15 protein-coding genes are annotated in these 17,853 nt (G+C 69.4%); 8 read left to right on the top strand and 7 right to left on the bottom strand.

All coding sequences use genetic code 11. The features are described from left to right. Nucleotides 1–8: 8 nt before the first annotated feature. The 6 genes from A33M_RS10880 to A33M_RS10855 are packed head-to-tail and all read left to right on the top strand — an operon-like array spanning nt 9 to nt 8,582. Entirely contained in the window at nt 9–2,249 is a 2,241-nt protein-coding gene (locus tag A33M_RS10880; protein WP_008386889.1) for a GumC family protein, read from the top strand. Further along, entirely contained in the window at nt 2,249–3,427 is a 1,179-nt protein-coding gene (locus A33M_RS10875) for a glycosyltransferase (protein ID WP_008386888.1), read from the top strand. The genes A33M_RS10880 and A33M_RS10875 overlap by 1 nt, the downstream gene beginning before the upstream one ends. Continuing rightward, nucleotides 3,424–4,803, top strand: coding sequence for an O-antigen ligase family protein (locus A33M_RS10870; RefSeq protein ID WP_008386887.1), 1,380 nt, complete (start codon nt 3,424–3,426; stop codon nt 4,801–4,803). Before A33M_RS10875 ends, A33M_RS10870 begins: the two co-directional genes overlap by 4 nt. After that, complete coding sequence (murJ, locus tag A33M_RS10865) at nt 4,800–6,338, top strand: murein biosynthesis integral membrane protein MurJ (RefSeq protein WP_008386886.1); 1,539 nt, start codon at nt 4,800–4,802, stop codon at nt 6,336–6,338. Before A33M_RS10870 ends, murJ begins: the two co-directional genes overlap by 4 nt. Continuing rightward, on the top strand, nt 6,338–7,357 hold the full coding sequence (locus A33M_RS24635; protein ID WP_008386885.1) for a polysaccharide deacetylase family protein: 1,020 nt from the start codon (nt 6,338–6,340) through the stop codon (nt 7,355–7,357). Before murJ ends, A33M_RS24635 begins: the two co-directional genes overlap by 1 nt. Next, the gene (locus A33M_RS10855; RefSeq protein ID WP_008386884.1) at nt 7,350–8,582 is read left to right on the top strand and encodes a glycosyltransferase; all 1,233 of its coding nucleotides are present in this window, start codon (nt 7,350–7,352) and stop codon (nt 8,580–8,582) included. Before A33M_RS24635 ends, A33M_RS10855 begins: the two co-directional genes overlap by 8 nt. A 46-nt stretch (nt 8,583–8,628) precedes the next feature. Here the strand turns inward: A33M_RS10855 and A33M_RS10850 are convergent, their stop codons facing one another. Next, nucleotides 8,629–10,047: a hypothetical protein gene (locus A33M_RS10850; protein ID WP_008386883.1), complete on the bottom strand. Its 1,419-nt coding sequence runs from the start codon at nt 10,045–10,047 to the stop codon at nt 8,629–8,631. A gap of 26 nt (nt 10,048–10,073) precedes the next feature. Between A33M_RS10850 and A33M_RS10845 the strand changes: the two genes are divergently transcribed. Continuing rightward, nucleotides 10,074–11,297: a glycosyltransferase family 4 protein gene (locus A33M_RS10845; protein WP_008386882.1), complete on the top strand. Its 1,224-nt coding sequence runs from the start codon at nt 10,074–10,076 to the stop codon at nt 11,295–11,297. 257 nt (nt 11,298–11,554) lie between these two features. Further along, a complete protein-coding gene (locus A33M_RS10840; RefSeq protein ID WP_008386881.1) occupies nt 11,555–11,836 on the top strand; it encodes a hypothetical protein in 282 nt (93 codons plus the stop codon). Here A33M_RS10840 and A33M_RS10835 read toward each other — a convergent pair. From A33M_RS10835 to hypB, 6 genes are read right to left on the bottom strand one after another with little or no spacing between them, the layout of a single operon-like run. Next, nucleotides 11,833–12,909, bottom strand: a complete 1,077-nt coding sequence (locus tag A33M_RS10835; protein WP_052027004.1) for a sensor histidine kinase — start codon at nt 12,907–12,909, stop codon at nt 11,833–11,835. The two genes, A33M_RS10840 and A33M_RS10835, sit on opposite strands and share 4 nt — an antisense overlap. Further along, complete coding sequence (locus A33M_RS10830; protein WP_008386879.1) at nt 12,899–14,377, bottom strand: sigma-54-dependent transcriptional regulator; 1,479 nt, start codon at nt 14,375–14,377, stop codon at nt 12,899–12,901. The genes A33M_RS10835 and A33M_RS10830 overlap by 11 nt, the downstream gene beginning before the upstream one ends. Nucleotides 14,378–14,386: 9 nt before the next feature. Next, nucleotides 14,387–15,466 carry a hydrogenase expression/formation protein HypE gene (hypE, locus tag A33M_RS10825; RefSeq protein WP_008386878.1) on the bottom strand — a complete coding sequence of 360 codons (1,080 nt, stop codon included), beginning with the start codon at nt 15,464–15,466 and terminating at the stop codon, nt 14,387–14,389. Further along, entirely contained in the window at nt 15,463–16,617 is a 1,155-nt protein-coding gene (gene hypD / locus A33M_RS10820) for a hydrogenase formation protein HypD (protein ID WP_008386877.1), read from the bottom strand. The genes hypE and hypD overlap by 4 nt, the downstream gene beginning before the upstream one ends. Next, a complete protein-coding gene (locus A33M_RS10815; protein WP_008386876.1) occupies nt 16,614–16,859 on the bottom strand; it encodes a HypC/HybG/HupF family hydrogenase formation chaperone in 246 nt (81 codons plus the stop codon). The genes hypD and A33M_RS10815 overlap by 4 nt, the downstream gene beginning before the upstream one ends. Nucleotides 16,860–16,874: 15 nt before the next feature. After that, nucleotides 16,875–17,831, bottom strand: coding sequence for a hydrogenase nickel incorporation protein HypB (gene hypB, locus A33M_RS10810; RefSeq protein WP_008386875.1), 957 nt, complete (start codon nt 17,829–17,831; stop codon nt 16,875–16,877). Between the last annotated feature and the right edge of the window lie 22 nt (nt 17,832–17,853).

Raw genomic sequence — 17,853 nt, 5'->3', positions numbered from 1 at the left:
ACACCCCCATGAGCAGCATCGTCACCAGCATCGTCACCAGCATCGCCAGCAGCGTCCCCACCGGCGTCACCGCCGGCCCGGACCGCACCGAGCCGGCCGCGCCCGCGCCGCGCACCGGGCTTCTGGTCCGCGTGTGGCGGCGGCGCGGCCTGTTCGCGGCGGTGTTCGCGCTGGTGATGGTGGTCGCGGTGATCGCGCTTCTGGTGCTGCCGGTGCGCTATCTCGCCTCCGGCTCGGTGATCGTCGCCGAGCAGGAGCCCGGCATCCCCACCGCCTCCGCGGCATGGGCGCAAAAAATCGGCGACCCCGCCGACCTCGAGAGCCAGCTCCTCGTGATCAGATCGCCGCGGGTGATGCGTCTCGCGATGGCGACGCCCGGCGCCGTCGAGGCGGTCGGCGAGGAGTGCCGCCACGAGGCGACGCACGGCCTGTTCGGCACGCTCCTGCCGACGCTCCGCCGCTGCGATCGGCTCACTCCCGGCAGCGACGCGCTGATCGATTACGTTTCGGCGCGCTACAAGGTCGGCACCGTCGGCCGCTCGCGCGTCATCGCGATCGCCTACCAGTCCCCCCTGCCCGACGTCGCCCGCACCCTCGCCAACGCGCTGATCACCGCCTTTCTCGACGACCAGCGCACCACGCTGTCGTCCAGCCGCGAGGAGGCCGCGACCTATCTGTGGCAGGAGCTCGACCGGCTCGACCGCGAGGTGCGCGAGGAGGATGCGAAGATCCAGGCGTTTCGCCGCGAGCGCGGGCTGATGCGCGGTGCCACCGCGCCGATCGCCTCCGAGCGGCTCACCAGCATCGGCCAGCAGCTCTCCGCCGCCGAGGCCGCGCGCGCCGATGCCGCCGCCCGGCTGAAGGAAATCCGTGCCGATCAGGCCCGCGGCTCGGCGAGCGCGCCGGCGGTGCTGTCGAGCCGCACCGTCGCCGACCTCAAGCAGCAGACCAGCACGGTCGATGCGCGGCTCGCCGCCGCCTCGATCGCCTTCGGCACCCGCCACCCCTCGCTGCGCGCGCTCCAGCAGGAGCGCGACGCGCTGCAGCAGCGCATGGCCGCCGAGATCGCCAGCATCGCCGAGAGCGCGCAGAAAACCTACGACGCCGCCGACGCGCTGGTCGCCTCGCTGAAGCAGCAGATGGCGACCGTCAAGGCCGAGGTCGCCACCGCCACCACCGACGAGGCCTCGATCGAGAGCATGGTGCGCAACGCCGACATCAAGCGGCAGAAATACGCCGAGCTCTACAAGCGCGCGAGCGAGCTCGAGACCGAGCGCCGCGTGCTGATCGGCAGCACCCGCCTGGTCAGCCTCGCCGAGCTGCCGAACAAGCCGTTCTTCCCGAAGAAGCTGCCGTTCCTCGCCGGCGGCTTGACGCTCGCGACGCTGCTCGCGTTTGCCGCCGCACTCCTGCGCGACCGCGCCGACCGCAGCGTACGCGCCTCCTCCGACCTCGCATTGCTCGCCGGCACGCCGATCTTCGCGCAGCTTCCCCGCGTCGCCCGCGAGCACCGCGTCGCGCCGCCGGTGCTCGGCCTGCTCGCCCGCCGCGCGCACGATCTGCCGATCGCCGCAGCACTCGCCGAGGCCCGCCGCGACCCGCTGCTTCAGGACGCCCTCCGCAAGCTCTATGCCGGGATCGCGCTGGCGAGCGGGCGGCGCCCGATGCGCTCGATCATGCTCACCTCCGCCGGTCCGCGCGAGGGCAAGACCTTCACGACGCTGGCGCTCGCGCAGCTGATCGCCGCCACCGGCCAGCGCGTTCTGGTGGTGGAGTGCGATCTGCGCTGCCCGACCTTTGCCGCCGCGCTCGATCTGCCGGCGAGCCCCGGCCTCGCCGCCGTGCTGCGCGGCCGCTTCCCGTTCCGCGAGGCGGTGGTGCGCACCGGCATTGCCAATCTCGACGCGCTGCCGGCCGGCCGTCCGACCACCGACTCGACCGAGCTTCTGATGGGCCCGGTGATCGGCGAGCTGATCACGTGGGCGAACCTCTACGACCTCGTGCTGCTCGACAGCCCGCCGGCCGACAGCTTGATGGACGCGCACGTGCTCGCGCGGCACGTCGACGGGGTGCTGTGCTGCACCCGGTGGGGGCACTCCTCGGTCGCCGCAGCGGCAAGCGTGATCGGCGAGCTGCGCGCGGCCGGCGGCGAGGTGTTCGGCCTCGCCGTCACCATGGTGAAGCCCGACGATCACGCGCTCTACGAGACGAAGCCCGCGCCGAGCGTCGCCTATCTCGGGGCCGGCTGATGGCGCCGCGTCCTCTGGTCGTCAATCACACCAGCGCGATCGCCGGCGCCGAGATGATCCTGCTCGACGCGGTCGCGCCTTGGCGAAACGCTTCCGCCTTCCTGTTCGAGGACGGACCGCTGAACACCGCCCTCGCCGCGCGCGGGCTCGACGTGATCACGTCGCGTCACGGCCGCGGGCTCGCGCAGGTGAAGCGCGACCGCTCGCTGTTGCGCGCCGCGCCGCTCGCCGGCAAGCTCGCCGCCATCGTGCTCGAGCTCGCCCGACTCGCCCGGCGTCACGACCTCGTCTATGCCAACTCGCAAAAGGCCTTCGTTCTGGCGGCGCTCGCGACGCCCCTCGCCCGCCGCCCGCTGGTGTGGCACCTGCACGACATCCTCGACGCGACCCATTTCGCCGCCGCCCAGCGCCGCTTGCAGATCACGCTAGCAAACACGTTTGCGACCGCGGTGATCGTGCCGTCGCAAGCCGCGGCCGACGCCTTCGTCGCGTCGGGTGGCAAGGCGCGCCTCGTCACCGTGGTGCCGAACGGCGTGCCGGCAAAACTCGACCCCCACCCCAAGGCGGTTTTGCGCGCAGCGCTGAACCTTCCGGCCGGGCCGCTGGTCGGCGTGTTCAGCCGGCTCGCCCCGTGGAAGGGCCAGCACATCGTGATCGAGGCCTTGACGCGGCTCGAGGGCGTGCACGCCGTCATCGCCGGCGACGCGCTGTTCGGAGAGGATTCTTATGCCGCGCGGCTGCGTGCACTGGTCGCCGATCGCGGACTTTCCGAGCGCGTGACGTTTCTCGGTCACCGCTCGGACGTGCAGCATCTGATGCAGGCGGTCGACATCGTGATTCACCCGTCCGTCGATCCCGAGCCGTTCGGCCGCACACTGGTCGAGGCTATGCTCGCCGAAACGCCGGTGATCGCGACCGACGCCGGCGCCGCACCGGACATTCTCGCGAACGGCGCCGCCGGCACGCTGGTGCCGCCGGCCGACGCCGACGCGCTCGCCGACGCGATCCGCGGCGTGCTGGCTGCGCCCGACGACCTCACGCCGCAACTCGCCTTTGCCGCGACCCGCGCGCACACCCATTACGGCGTCGCCCGCATGCAGGAGCGCATCGCCGCCGTGATCGACGAGGTTTTCAGCGGCGCGGCTCCGCCGCAGGTCCGCACCGAGGTCTCGACATGAGCGTGCAGGCGGCAACCTCACGCCTCGCGGCGCCGCTGCCCGGCTGGCTGCCGGCCGTGCTTCTGCTGATCGGCACGGCGCTCGCCGGCTCGGTCGCGGGCCCGCTCGCGCGCCCTGCCTTCGTGCTCGGCTGCGGCGCCGTCGGCTGGTGGGCGTGGAGAAAGAGCCCGGCCGATCATCTGATCACGGCGCTCCTGCTGTTCTCGTTCGCGCCGTTCGTGCGCCGCCTGGTCGACGTCTCGGCCGGCTACGATGCCGCCGGCATCATGCTGATCGGCCCGCTGCTCGCATTGCTGGCGCCGCTGCCGCGCCTCGTCGTGCTTCTCGAAACAGACCGGCCACTCGATCAAAAACTCGTGCCGGTGCTGATGGTCGGTGGCGCCGTCGTCTATGCCGCGCTGCTCTCCGTGCTGCAGGCCGATTGGTTCAACGCCGCCTCCGGCGCGCTGAAATGGGGCGTTCCGCTGCTTTACGCCGCCGTACTGACGGTGACCGCCGAGCGCGACGCGATGCTGCGCGCCGCCTCCGGCGCGTTTCTGGTGATCCTGCCGCTCACCGGCCTCTACGGCATTTATCAGTACGTCGCACCGCCTGCCTGGGACCAGTATTGGATGAGCTTTGCGCCGATCATGTCGGCCGGCGAGCCGGTGCCGTTCGGCGTCCGCGTCTTCTCCACCCTCAACGGCCCCGCGAGCTTCGCGACCTTCACCGCCGCCGGCCTCCTGCTGGTGCTGTTTCTCCGCAAAGGTCCGCTGCCGCTGCTGCTCGCCGCGCCCGCCGCGCTCGGCCTTCTCCTCTCGCTCTACCGCACCGCGTGGCTGTCGCTCGCCGTCGGCGTGCTCTTCTGCCTCCTGTTCGCCGCGAGCCGCCGGCGCGCACTGCTCATTCTGATCGCGCTCGTGATCGCGCTCGTGATTGCGACGATGCTGCCGCCCTTCTCGGAGGTGATCGCGGAGCGCATCGCGACCCTCGGCGACGGCGCCGGCGACGGCAGCGCGCAAGAGCGGCTCGAGCAGTTCGTGATTCTCTGGTCGCAGTGGGATTCGTCGCTGTTCGGCACCGGCTTCACCGTCACCGATGTCGGCAGCGCCGGTGCGATGGCGATCGACGGCCAGATCGTCGCCTGCTGGCTGATGATGGGCATCGTCGGCGGCCTGGTCTGCCTCACCGGCTTCCTGTGGGCGATCGGCAACGCGGTCGCCGCCGCCATCCGCGACGCGAGCGCCGGCGCCGTGGTGCTCGGCGCGCTCGCCTGCGGCGCGTTGGTGCAGATGCCGCTCGCCAGCATTTCGTCCGGCGAGCTCGGCGTGCTGTTCTGGACCTTTGCCGCGCTCGCGGTCGCCCGCCCCGATACGTCGCCGAGGTTGTCACGATGACCACGAGCGACGTGTCCGTGCCGGCGCCGACCGGCCGCTCCAGCAAGCGTCTGATCGCCGTGCTGATGGGCGGCGCGCTGGTGAGCAAGCTGCTCGGCTTCGCTCGCGAGCTGATGATGGCCCACGTGCTCGGCGCCTCGCTGGTCGCCGACGGCTTTCGCGGGGCGATGACCGCGATCCTGCTCCCGCTCGCCTTCCTGCAGAACGAGAGCGTGCCGGCGATCCTGATCCCGACCCAGCGCGACGCTCACTTGCGTGGTGATGCCCCGAAGCAGCTCGCCTCGCTCACCACCGCTCTCACCTTCGTCGGCATCTTGCTGATGCTCGGCCTCGAGGCGGTCGGCCATTGGTTCGTCGATGCGATGGTCGGCGGCTTCTCCGCCGACGGACGCGCGCTGACGCTCGATTTCGTGCGCATCATGGCGCTCGGCATGCCGGCCTCCGTCGCCCTGAACTGCCTCGCCGCCGGCGAGATCGCGCTCGGCCGCTCCCGCATCACCAATCTGCGCGCGAGCCTGCTCAATCTGTGCATCATGCTCGGCCTCGTGATGCTGGTCGCCACCGGCCGCGTCGACGTGCTCGCCTGGGCCTTCACCGTCTCGTTCAACGCGCTCGCCGCCTGGGGCATCTGGACGCTGTGGCGCGAGGGCCAGTTCGATTTTGCCGGCGCGCACCCGCGCGCCGCGCTTGCCGCCGGCCTCGATTTCCTGAAGCGCCTGCGGCCGCTGCTCGCGCTGCCGATCGCCGAGCAAGCGAACATTTGGATCGAGCGGCTGTTCGCCTCGCGGCTCGCGACCGGCGCGGTCGCCTCGTTCGACTATGCCCGCACGCTCACCGATTCCGCGCTTTTGCTGATCAGTCAGCCGGTCGGCCTCGGCGTGCTGTCGAGCCATCCGCCGAAGGACGAGCGCGCCCAAATCGAAAGCATCGTCCGCGCGGTGCTCACCGTCGCGCTGCCGGCGTCTGTGTTCGTGGTGCTGTTCGCGCCCGACATCGTCCGCCTCGTTTTCATGCGCGGCGCATTCACGGAGCATGGCGTCGTGCTGACGAGCCAGGCCTTGCGCGGCATCGCGGTCGGCCTGTGGGCCTCGACGCTCGGCTGGATTCTGCTGCGCACGTTGAACTCGACCGGCCGCAACGGCCGCGCCGCGCTGATCCTGATCACCGCCTATCTCGCCAATATCGCCACCAACACCGCGACCTCCGGCCTGCAACAGACCACCGAGATCGGTCCGCTGATCATCGGCATGGGCGAGGCGACCCGCAGCCTCGTCCTGCTCGGCGGCACCGTGCTGGCGCTGTCCTGTCGCCGCCGCGTCCTCTTTCTCATCACGATCGCGATGGGCCCTGCGGCGCTGATGGTTGCCCTCGGCTGGCAGGTGCACGAGCACGTCGCCGGCACGTTGCAGCGACTGCTCGCCGGTGGCGCGGCCTGCGCCGTGTCGATCGTCGTCGCCGCCGGCGTGCTGATGCCCGCGACCTGCCGCGCAGGACTTGGCTATTGCCACCGTCGATTGCTCCAGAGGAGGACTTGATGCAGCTTCGCCCCGCCCTCCCTGCGCGGCCGTTCGGCCCCGAGCATCTGATGCGCCCGGTCGGCGCCGTCGCCGACAGCGTGCTCGGCATGCGCGGCTGCCTGTTCACCTTTCACCGCGCGGCACCGAGCGAGGTGTGGGAGGGCTTGCCGAACCGCGACTTTCATCTCGACCTCGGCTATCTCGACCGGCTGCTCGGCTATCTGACACACACCGGCTGGGCGATCGTCACGCTCGACGAAGCGATGCGGCGCACCGCGCGCGGAGAACCCGGCGATCGCTTCGTCAACTTCTCCGTCGACGACTGCTATCGCGACACCTTCGAGCACGTGGCGCCGCTGTTTCGCCGCCACCGCGCGCCGGTGACGCTGTTCGTCACCACCGGCATCCCCGACGGCACGCTCGCCTTGTGGCAGGCCGGCCTCGAGGACGTGCTCGCGTCGCGCGAGAACATTTTGACCGGAAGCGGCCGACTGGCCGTGAAGACGGACGCCGAGAAACGGAAAGCGTTCGCGGCACTGTCGGCCGCATGGGACGGCCCGAAAGCGGCCGCGCATTACGAGGCCTTCTGCGAGCGCAACGACGTCGATGCGGACGCCCTTCATGCAAAGCATGCGATCTCCTGGGACATGCTCGAAGTGCTGCGCGACGACCCGCTGGTCGAGATCGGCGGGCACACGGTGAACCACCGCCGCATCTCGTCGCTTTCCGACGCCGAGGCGCGCGACGAGATCGCCGGCTGCCGCGTGCGGCTTCAGAAGAAGCTCGGCATCCCCGTGCGTCACTTCGCGTTTCCATATGGACGCGCGGGCGATTGCGGCACGCGTGATTTCGCGCTCGTACGCGAGGCCGGTTTCTCCACTGCCGCCACCACCCGCAAGGGTTTGGTCCGACGCGACGTCGACCACTTTCGTCTGCCGCGCAACACGCTGGTCGGCGGCCACCGCCATCTCGCACTCGCCGAGATGCATCTCACCGGCATCACCGGCATCGCCGCGCGGATGCTCGGCCGTGTGTGAGGCAGCGTTGAAAATTCTCTCGATCGCTCACCCGGCGGTGAGCCGCGCCGCCGGACGGCTGCGCTATCGTCCGTTTGCCGCGCGGCGCGACCTCGACGTGCATCTGGTCGTGCCCACACGCTGGCATCAGTTCGGCCGCACGATGGTCGCCGATCCGCCCGGCGACCCCGGCGTCACCACACACGTGATGCCGATCCTGTTTCCGCGCGGCGGCCCGATGAAATGGTATCTTCACGTCTATCCACGGCTGCGGCGAAAAATCCGCGATGTCGCGCCCGACGTGATTCATCTGTGGGAGGAGCCGTGGAGCTTCGTCGCGCTCCAGGCGTGCCTTCTGAAGAACGATGCCGCGCTGGTGCTCGAGGTCGACCAGAACATTCTCAAGCGCCTGCCGCCGCCGTTCGAGGCGATCCGTCGCTTCGTGCTCCGCCGCACCGATCACATTCTCTCGCGTAGCCCCGATGCCACCGCGGTGGTGCGCGCCTGCGGCTATGCCGGCCCGGTCACACCGATCGGCTACGGCGTCGATCAGGACACGTTTCGGCCCACCGCAGCACCGCGCGCCCACGAGCGAGAACCAGGTCCGCTCACGCTCGGTTATGTCGGCCGCGTCGTGGTGGAAAAGGGCCTGGACGATGCGCTCGACGCGATGGCGAAAGCGCGTACGCGGGCGCGGCTCGTGATCATGGGCGAAGGCCCGCATCTGCCTGCCTTGCAGGCGCGCGCCGCCGCACTCGGGCTTTCCGATCGGGTGTCGTTCGAGCGTTGGGGCACGCCGAATGACGTCGCCGCCTTCATCCAAACGCTCGATGCGCTGGTGCTGCTCACCCGCACCACCGAGCACGTCAAGGAGCAGTTCGGCCGCGTGATCACCGAGGCGCAGGCGTGCGGCGTGCCGGTGATCGGCTCGACCTGCGGCGCCATTCCCGACGTGATCGGCGACGGCGGCTGGGCGGTTCCGGAGAGCGACCCCGCGGCGCTCGCGAAACTGATCGACCAGATCGCCGCCGACCCGGCCGCCCGCCTCGCCCGCGCAGAAAGAGCACGCGCAAACGTTGCCTCACGCTTCACATACGCGGCGACGGCGCAGGCCCTGGCGGCGGCCTGGACGCAGGCGGCGGCGGCGCAGCCGAAACGTCGTGACAAACTGCAGAAAATTGAAGGTACCGCGGAATCCGATGATCGGGGTTCACGCCTCGGCAAGACCTCTGCCGCTTCATCGTGAGACGAAAGGTTTTGGCTGCACGATCCGGCACGGAAATCTGCTCGTGTCAGGGGTGCGGCCGAGGAATCCGCAGCATGATGGTCTCGTTCGCCGGCAGCTCGATCACGTTGTCACCGCCATGAACCGGCACGGTCTCTCGCGGACCGTCGAAGCCCCACACCTCGGCGCGTTGCGCCCAGGCCGGCAGCTCGATCCGAAGCTCCTTTCCCGGCCGGTCGGTCCAGCCCGGCAGGTTCTGCCAGGCGATCACAATGCCGTCGTCGTCCTCGAGCGTGACGAGACCACGGACCCGATCGAGCGACGTGATACGCTTGTCGCCGGCGAGCTTCAGCACCATCGCCAGCACTCTCGCACGCGCATCGGGGGCCCACGGCGCCTCGCGCGCGGCCATCGCATAAGCGGGCCCCTCGATGCGGCCGGTGTCCGCGAGGTTCCACGGAGAGGCCAACACCGTCGCCGGGCGGCCGTTCGCGCCGGCGACGCCGACATTGTCCCAGAACGCGGTGAGAAACAGCTTTGCCGCGAGCGTTTCGTCGCTCCAGGCATCGTCGCGCGCGACGTTGAACTCGGTCGCGTAGAAATTCACGTCGCGCGAGATCTTCATCGCGGCCTTGACGCGATCGAAGCAGCTTTGGGCGGAGAACTCCTGGCCGCGGGTGAGCGGAAACCAGCGGGCGTTGTAATAAGTGTGCAGGTCGATGCCGTCGAGCCGGCCGTCTGCCAAGAGATCGGCGATCGCCGGGCCGTAGCCGCGCAGCGTCGCGTCGCCGTGCGAGTTGCAGGTGGCAAATCCGCCCGGCACGACGCGGAGAGTTTTGTCGATGCTGTGCACGCCGTCGGCGAGCCCGGCGAGCGCGTCGTGATAAGCATCCTTCGGAATGGTCGCCTGCACGTCCGGCTCGTTGATCGCCGTGAACACGGTGACGCCGAAGTTCTCGATGCCGTTCTCACGACCCCAGTCGCCGTCCGGACGGAAGCGCTTGGCCATCGCGCGGCCGGCGGCATACCAGTCGGCATAGGAGCCGATCGGCTGCGGCGGATCGAGTGTTTGATAGCTGCCTTCGTATTCGAGCAGCATGATCGGCGTGATGCCGTGCATGTAGGCTTCGCGCATCGCGGCGTCGAAGTCGCGCGGCGCAGGCTTTCGCGAAAGGTCGCGCCAGCCGTAGGAATCCATGCGCCCGAGCTTGGCGCCGATACCGTTGAGCGCCGCATAGAGCTGAGCCGTCTCGCGGCCGACCAGATGCGACACGATGTTGCCGCCGCCGACGCGCCAGCGCAGCGGCGCATCGGTGCCGATCGCCGGCGCGTTCTTCACTTGCGCGGCGGCCGGGACCGCAGCGAACACGCACGACGCCACGAGACAAGCGATCGCCGTGAGCGACAGCGCATCGAACCAAGAACGCACGGCGAGCGACAAAGCGAGCGGTCTCGACATCGCCGCGCCATGATCACGTCCGAGCATGTGACTCTCTCTGCAGCACCCCCGCCATGACACTCGAAATCGTCCAGGTTGTCCAGGAATTCAGCACCGCCGGCGGCGCCGAGACGGTAGCGTTCGAGCTCGCCGCGGCGCTCGGCCGCGCGGGCGTCGCCAACACGGTGATCACCAGCACGGTCGCGGGCGACGCCGTCCCGCAGACGACGGTGGAGCGCGTCGCGACGTGGCTCGCCCGCATACCCACCCGCGGCGTGTTGCGGCACGTCGGGCGGCTCCTCGTGGTGCCGCTGTTCACGCTGCTCGCGACGCTCGCGGTGCGGCGTCGCCATCGCGACGCGATCGTGATCGGTCACGGCGACAGCTTGGCCGGCGACGTTTTGGTCGTGCACGCCGTCAATGCCGAGAATCTAGCCGAGAAGCGGCGCGCCGGGCGCTGGCAGTGGCGGCTCAATCCGATCCATCTGTGGGTCGCGCTGCGCGACCGCATCATGATCGACGGCTTGCGTTACCGGCTGTTCGTCGCGGTGTCGGCGCGCGTCGCCGGCGAGCTCGCGCGGCATCACGGCGTGCCGGCCTCGCGCATCCGCGTGGTGCCGAACGGCATCGATCTCGCCCGCTTTCGCCGCGATCCGCAAGCCGGAAGACAAATTCGAGAGGAGTTCTCGATTCCCGCGGACGCGACGCTGCTACTGTTCGTCGGCCACGAGTTCGACCGCAAGGGGCTCGCCGCGGCGGTCGGCGCGCTGGAGCGGCTCGGCCCCGAGGTGTGGCTGCTGGTGGTCGGCTCGGACAATCCCGCCCCCTACCGCCGTCTCGCGACGCGGGCAAGAGATCGGCTGGTGTTCGCGGGCGCGCGGCGCGACCTGCCGGCCTTCTATTCGGCGTGCGACGCCTTCGTGCTGCCGACCACCTACGAGACCTTCTCGCTGGTCTGCATGGAGGCACTGGCGTGTGGCGTGCCGACCTTCGCGAGCGCGGTCGGCGGCATCGAGGACTATCTGCAAAGCGGCGTGAACGGCTTCGTGATCACGACCGATCCGGACGACATCGCGGACAAGATCCGCACCGCCTTCGGCGATCCCGCGCAGCTCGCTCGGTTGCGGAACGGCGCACGCGCCACCGCCGCCCGCTACGGCTGGGACGCCATCGCCTCGCGCTATCTCGCGGTGCTCGGAGAGGTGGCGGCGGCGCGCGGCGCCGACCTGCCGCGTGGCACGACCCGGCCGGACGTTACCGTGCGAGAGTCCGAAAAGACGGCGACGCTCCTGCCCTGAAGCTGCTGCCGCTCGGCACCGATCGAGCCTTCTGGTCACGCTTCGTTCACCATATCACGCCGGCGCCGGACACCTTCCGGCCGCCGAGCGCGAACTCGGCGCGACCTTAACGGTTTGTCAGGCGACAGCGCCAACTCTCGCGGACGACCATCGGCGCGAGAGCACCCCGCGTCCACCGGCCGCCGCCGGACCCGCACCACGCGGGAGGACCCGGGGAAAGCCGACTGCTCGAACGTCGGGACGAGAGGGCCACGATCATGACCACCATTCTCGCTCTGCTCGCCGGTGCGGTGCTCGGCATGCGGTACCGCGTTCTGAGCCTCGTCCCCACCATGGTGACGGCGATCGCGATCATCGTGACGCTCGGCATGGTGCGACAGATGCCGCTCGACTCCTCGTTGAAGACGATCGTGCTGATCGTCGTCTGTCTGCAGCTCGGCTATCTCGCCGGCGTCGCCGGCCGCATGCTGCTGGTCGGCACCCGCTCGATCCGCCGCCCGCACGACGAGCCGACCACCCACTCGGTCGAGATCTTTTAGGCGCCGTCCGTCGCCCTCGGCGCGGCTCGATCGGCCGGCAGCCGCAGCACCAGGCAGGCGCCGCCGCCCGGCCGCGCGACATGCGCGAGCGAGCCGCCGTGCTCGGCGGCGATCGCGTAGGAAATCCACAGGCCGAGCCCGGTGCCCTGCCCGACCGGCTTCGTCGTGAAGAACGGCTCGAAGATCTTGTCGGTGATCGCCGGCGCGATGCCCGGCCCGTTGTCGGCGACCGTGATCAGAACGTCGTCGCCCTCCGCCGTCAGCGACACCGCCACCGCCGGACGTGAGACGCCGGCCACCGCGTCGAGCGCGTTGTCGACCAGATTGACGACCACCTGATGGATCTGCCCCTCGTCGCCTTTTGCCCGCGCGCGGGTGGAGGCGTCGATCGTCAACGCCGCACGGCTGTTCTTGGCACGCTGCGCCCACTGCGCCGCGGTGCGGATCACCGCCTCGAGGTCGATCGGCCGCCGCTCGCCCGGATTTCCGAACGACAGCCGCCGCAAATTGCGCACGATGTCGGAGATGCGCACCGCGCCTTCCAGCGTGCCCTCGATCAGCGGACCGAGATCGGCGAGCAGCGGATCGATTTTCAGATCCCGCCGCAGCCGGGCGAGATCGTCCGGCGCGCCCCCCGCATGCACCTCCGCAAGATACGCTTCGAGCGAGCGGCGATAGCGGTCGAGCGCGTGGATGTTGCCGTAGACGAAGCTGATCGGGTTGTTCAGCTCGTGCGCGACGCCGGCGACCAGACGGCCGATGCTCGCCATCTTCTCCTGCTCGACCAGCGTGCGCTGCGCCTGCTGGAGATCGCGGTGGGCGCGGTCGAGCGCGGCATAGGCGTCCTCGAGCGCGGCGTTCTTCTGCTCGAGGTCGGTCTCGTAACGCAGGAGATCGGAATAGACCTCGTCGATGCGGCCGATCACCTCGACCCACATCTCCTCCTGATCACCATCGAGCGAGATCTCGCCGTCGCGGGTCACGTGGGCGATCAGATTCTTCGGGCGCTGCCGCGGCTTTGCGCGGCCGGCACCCGGCGGCGGCCGGCGTGGCGGAGGCCGCTCAGTCGGCATCGTCCGCTCCGTCGGCCTCGGCGACGTCGAGATCGTCGGCGCCGCCGCCGCGCCGCCGCAACCGGTAGCGCTGCATTTTTGCGCGCAGACCGACGCGCGACAGGCCGAGCTTTTCCGCCGCGCGGCTGATGTTTCCGTGATGACGCGTCAGCGCCTCCTCGATCTCCTCGCGCTCGATCGCCTCGATGCGGTCCTTGAGCGTCGCGCCCGGGCCGGCGGGCACGGCGGCGGGCCGCAGGATGCGCGGCGAGAGCAGCTGCGGCCCGAGCGGCTGGTCACTATCGGAGAGCGCGACCATGCGCTGAATCTCGTTGTGCAGCTCGCGCACGTTGCCGGGCCAGTCGTAGGCCATCATCTTGCGCAGCGTGTCGGGCCGGAAGCCGGGCACGGCGCGGCGAAATGATTGGTTGACGTCCTTGAGGATGCGCGCGGCGATCGGCGGGATGTCCATCGTCCGCTCGGCGAGCGAGGGGATGTGGATCGGGAAGGCGGCGAGCCGGTAATAGAGATCGCGGCGGAAGCGGCCGGCGGCGACCTCCTTCTCGAGATCGCGATTGGTGGCCGACACCACGCGGACATCGACTTTTCTGGTGCGCTGCGCGCCGAGCGGCCGGATTTCTCCCTCCTGCAGGACGCGCAAAAGCTTCACCTGGAAGGATGGCGAGGTCTCGCCGATCTCGTCGAGAAAGATGGTGCCGCCGTCGGCGACCTCGAACAGGCCGATGCGGTCCTGATAAGCTCCGGTGAAGGCGCCCTTCTTGCTGCCGAACAGCTCGCTCTCGAGCAGCTGGTCGGGCAGCGCGCCGCAATTCTCCACCACGAACGCCTTTCCCGCGCGGCCCGACCCGTGATGAATGGCGCGCGCGAGAAGCTCCTTGCCGGTGCCGGAGGCGCCGGTGATCAGCACCGAGATGTCGTATTCGGTGGCGCGACGGGCGAGGCCGATCACGTCGGCGATCGGGCTCTGCGGCGAATGGACGATGGTGTCGAACTCGAAGCGCCGCCGCTCGGCGCCGCGCCGCGCATCGACCACGCTGCGCAGCCGCGCCTCGGTGGGTTTCGCCTCGACCGGGGCGGCGCCGGTCTCCCGTTGCAGGCGATAGAGCTGCGCGGCCTCGCGCACGCTCTCGATCAGCTTCTCCGGCTGCCAGGGTTTCGTGATGAACTGATAGATGCCGGCGCGGTTGATGCCGGCGATGATGTCCTCGGACTCCATGTAGCCGGAAATGATCAGGCGCACCGGATCGGGCCATTGCGCCCGCACGCGCTCGAGGAAGACGACGCCGTCCTCACCCGGCATGCGCTGGTCGCACAAGATCACCTGCACCATCTCGCCGGCCAGCACCGCCTCGGCCTCGACGGTGTCACGCACGCCGATCACCTCGAACTCGTCGGCCAGCACGCGCCTGATCGCCTCGAGCGAACGAACCTCGTCGTCGATCACCAGCACCGTGCCGGGCGTCGTCATGGCGGGTCCTCAGCAAATCCTCGGAAGCTGCTCGCCGGCGAGCCAATCGACGATCCGGCCGCCACCGAACGCGGTGGTCATCTGCACGAAGCGGTGCTCGTCGGCCACCGCATGGCCGATCACCGCGGCCTCGCGGCCGAGCGGATGCGCCCGCATCGCCGCGACCAGCGCGTCGGCGTGCGAGGCCTCCACCACCGCGATCAGCTTGCCTTCGTTGGCGACATTGAGCGGATCGAGCCCCAGAAGCTCGCAGGCGGCGGCGACCTCCGGCTTCACCGGGATCGCGTCCTCGGCGATCGTGATGCCGACGCCCGACTGGTCGGCGACCTCGTTCAAGGTGGCGGCGAGGCCGCCGCGGGTCGGGTCGCGCATCAGCTTGAGATGCGGGCCGGCGGCCGCGACCATGTCCGCGACGAGGCCGTGCAGCGCCGCCGAATCCGACACGATCGCCGTCTCGAATTCGAGGTTCTCGCGGCTCGACATGATGGCGACGCCGTGGTCGCCGATCGAGCCCGACAGCACCACCGCGTCGCCCGGCCGCGCGCGATCGCCCGACAGGTCGAGGCCCGGCGCCACCACGCCGACGCCCGCGGTGGTGATGAACACGCCGTCCGCCTTGCCGCGCTCCACCACCTTGGTGTCGCCGGTCACCACCGGCACGCCGGCGGCACGTGAGGCTTCGCCCATGCTGCGCGCGAGGCGATCGAGGTCGGCGAGCGGAAAGCCCTCCTCGATCACCCAGCTCGCGGAGAGATAGAGCGGCGTCGCGCCGCTCATCGCGATGTCGTTGACCGTGCCGTGCACCGCGAGCGAGCCGATATCGCCACCCGGAAAGAACAAGGGCGACACCACGTAGCCGTCGGTGGTCATCACCAGCCGGCCGCCTTTCGGCATCGGCAACGCGGCCTGATCGTTGTGCTGAGCGAGAAAGGCGTTGTCGAAGGCGGGCGCAAAAATGTCGGCGATCAGCTGGGCCATCGCGCGGCCGCCGGCGCCGTGGGTGAGCTCGACGCGGCCGTTCTTCAGGTCGAGCTTTCGATGGCGCGGACGCGAGGGCGTCTTGTTTGTCTGCTCGATGTCGATGGTCATGCGGAACGCCGCTCCCCGCTGCGGGCGCGCGCAAAAGTGCGGAAGCGCCCAAACGTCCAGTGGGCGGCGCACGAGCCTTCCGACGACACCATGCACGAGCCCATCGGGTTTTCCGGCGTGCACACGGTGCCGAACAGCTTACAGTCCTCCGGGCGCTTGACGCCGCGCAGGATGGCGCCGCATTCGCAGGCCGGGTTGTCGGCGGCGGCGACGGTGACCATGCCGAACTTCAGCTCGGCGTCGAAATGCGCGAACGTTTGCCTCAGCCGCAGCGCGCTCATCGGTACCTGCCCGAGCCCGCGCCATTCGAACGACGGACGCAGCTCGAAGAACTCCTCCACCAGCGCCTGCGCCTTGCGATTTCCTTCGGGCGTCACCGCGCGGATGTACTGGTTTTCGACGACGGCGCGGCCGTCGTTGACCTGCCGCACCAGCATCAGGATCGACTGCATCACGTCGAGCGGCTCGAAGCCGGCGATCACCACCGGCTTGCCGAACTCTTCCGAGCAGAACTCGTAAGGATCGGTGCCGATCACGGTCGAGACGTGCGAGGGGCCGACGAAGCCGTCGAGCATCACCTCGCCGCGCTTCGCCTCCTCGCTCGTCATGATCGCGCGGATCGCCGACGGCGTGAGCACGTGATTGCAGAAGATCGAGAAGTTCGTCAGCTCTTTCCGCGCGGCGATCTGCAGCGCCACCGCGGTCGGCGGCGTGGTCGTCTCGAAGCCGATCGCGAAAAACACCACCTCGCGGTCGGGCTCGGCCTCGGCGATCGCCAGCGCATCGAGCGTGGAATAGACCATGCGGATGTCACAGCCGTGCGCCTTGGCTTTTTGCAGGCTGGCGCCGTTCGAGCCCGGCACCCGCATCAGATCGCCATAGGTGCACAGCGTGATCTTCGGGTTCTCCGCGAGTTTTATCGCATCGTCCATCCGGCCGATCGGCAGCACGCAGACCGGGCAGCCGGGGCCGTGGATCATCTGCACATTGGCGGGCAGCAAGTCCTCGAGGCCGTAGCGGGCGATCGCGTGCGTGTGGCCGCCGCAGAACTCCATGAAGCGATAGGTTCTCGCCGGATCGGCCTCGGCCGAAATGGTCGCGGCGATGCCGCGCGCGAGCGCGCCGTCGCGATACTCGTCGACATATTTCATGCGGCGCCCTCCGGCACCGGTGCGGCGAGCGCGCCGGCTTCGGCGAGCAGCTCCAACGTCCGCTGCGCCTCCTCGGCGTCGATCTTGGTCAGCGCGTAGCCGACATGCAGCACGACATAGTCACCGACCGCCGGGTCGTCGATCAGCGCGACCGAGATCACTTTCGACACGCCGTCGAGACTCACCTTCGCCATGCCGTCCGGCAGGAGCGCGGTGATCTTTGCGGGGATCGCGAGACACATGAGAAGGCCCTTTCGTCACAGCGCCGCGGCGGTCGCTCTTGCCATGCCGACGCCGGCCTCGAGCCAGGCGCGAAAAGCGGAAAGCCCCTCGCCGGTGCGGGCCGAGACGACCAGCGTCTTCAGCCGCGGATTGACGCGCAATGCGTTGGCGACGCACGCCGCCACGTCGAACTCGACATGCGGCAGCAGATCGGACTTGTTGATCAGCATCAGGTCGGAGGCCGCGAACATGTCGGGATATTTGAGCGGCTTGTCCTCGCCCTCGGTCACCGACAGCACCACCACCTTGTGGGCCTCGCCGAGATCGAATGCCGCGGGACAGACCAGATTGCCGACATTCTCGATGAACAGCACGCCGCCCTGCGGCAACGGCAGCTCGCCGAGCGCATGGCCGACCATGTGGGCGTCGAGGTGACAGCCTTTTCCGGTGTTGATCTGCACCGCGGAGACGCCGGTCGCGCGGATGCGGGCGGCATCGTTCGAGGTCTGCTGATCACCTTCGATCACCGCGACCGGCAGCGTTCCTGCGAGATCCTGAATGAGCCGCACCAGCAGCGTCGTCTTGCCCGAGCCCGGGCTCGACACGAGGTTGAGCGCCAGCACGCCCGCCGCCGACAGCCTTTTGCGGTTTTCGGCCGCATAGGCGTCGTTCTTGGAGAGGATGTCGCGCTCGATGCGGACGATACGATCCTGGCTCAGGCCGGGAACGTGGGTGCCGCCGATCCCCTTGCCGTAATCGAGCGTGCCGTCTTCCGCATGGACGTGATCGTGCGAATGCGCGTGGACATGATCGTCGCCGTGCAGCCGGTCGTGGTGATGGTGGTGGACGTGATCACCGTCGTGCAGATGCTCGTGCTCGTGGGAATGCGGGTGGTCGTGATCGTGCGTGTGCTCGTGGGGATGGGCGTGCGCATGCGCATGAGCGTGCGCGTGGGTGGTGCCGTCCGCATGCGTGTGGGTGTGCTCGTGCACGTGGCCGTGCTCGTGCGAATGG

Source organism: Rhodovulum sp. PH10 (assembly GCF_000293785.1).
Taxonomy (GTDB): domain Bacteria; phylum Pseudomonadota; class Alphaproteobacteria; order Rhizobiales; family Xanthobacteraceae; genus Rhodoplanes.
This window is presented reverse-complemented; position numbering and strand designations above follow the sequence as displayed.

Coding starts and splice junctions, on each gene's coding strand:
- murJ (WP_008386886.1), top strand. CDS start 4,800: ATGACCACGAGCGACGTGTCCGTGCCGGCGCCGACCGGCCGCTCCAGC.
- A33M_RS10845 (WP_008386882.1), top strand. CDS start 10,074: ATGACACTCGAAATCGTCCAGGTTGTCCAGGAATTCAGCACCGCCGGC.
- A33M_RS10815 (WP_008386876.1), bottom strand. CDS start 16,859: ATGTGTCTCGCGATCCCCGCAAAGATCACCGCGCTCCTGCCGGACGGC.
- A33M_RS10850 (WP_008386883.1), bottom strand. CDS start 10,047: ATGCTCGGACGTGATCATGGCGCGGCGATGTCGAGACCGCTCGCTTTG.
- A33M_RS10830 (WP_008386879.1), bottom strand. CDS start 14,377: ATGACGACGCCCGGCACGGTGCTGGTGATCGACGACGAGGTTCGTTCG.
- hypD (WP_008386877.1), bottom strand. CDS start 16,617: ATGAAATATGTCGACGAGTATCGCGACGGCGCGCTCGCGCGCGGCATC.
- A33M_RS10870 (WP_008386887.1), top strand. CDS start 3,424: ATGAGCGTGCAGGCGGCAACCTCACGCCTCGCGGCGCCGCTGCCCGGC.
- hypE (WP_008386878.1), bottom strand. CDS start 15,466: ATGACCATCGACATCGAGCAGACAAACAAGACGCCCTCGCGTCCGCGC.
- A33M_RS10840 (WP_008386881.1), top strand. CDS start 11,555: ATGACCACCATTCTCGCTCTGCTCGCCGGTGCGGTGCTCGGCATGCGG.
- A33M_RS24635 (WP_008386885.1), top strand. CDS start 6,338: ATGCAGCTTCGCCCCGCCCTCCCTGCGCGGCCGTTCGGCCCCGAGCAT.
- A33M_RS10880 (WP_008386889.1), top strand. CDS start 9: ATGAGCAGCATCGTCACCAGCATCGTCACCAGCATCGCCAGCAGCGTC.
- A33M_RS10835 (WP_052027004.1), bottom strand. CDS start 12,909: ATGCCGACTGAGCGGCCTCCGCCACGCCGGCCGCCGCCGGGTGCCGGC.
- A33M_RS10875 (WP_008386888.1), top strand. CDS start 2,249: ATGGCGCCGCGTCCTCTGGTCGTCAATCACACCAGCGCGATCGCCGGC.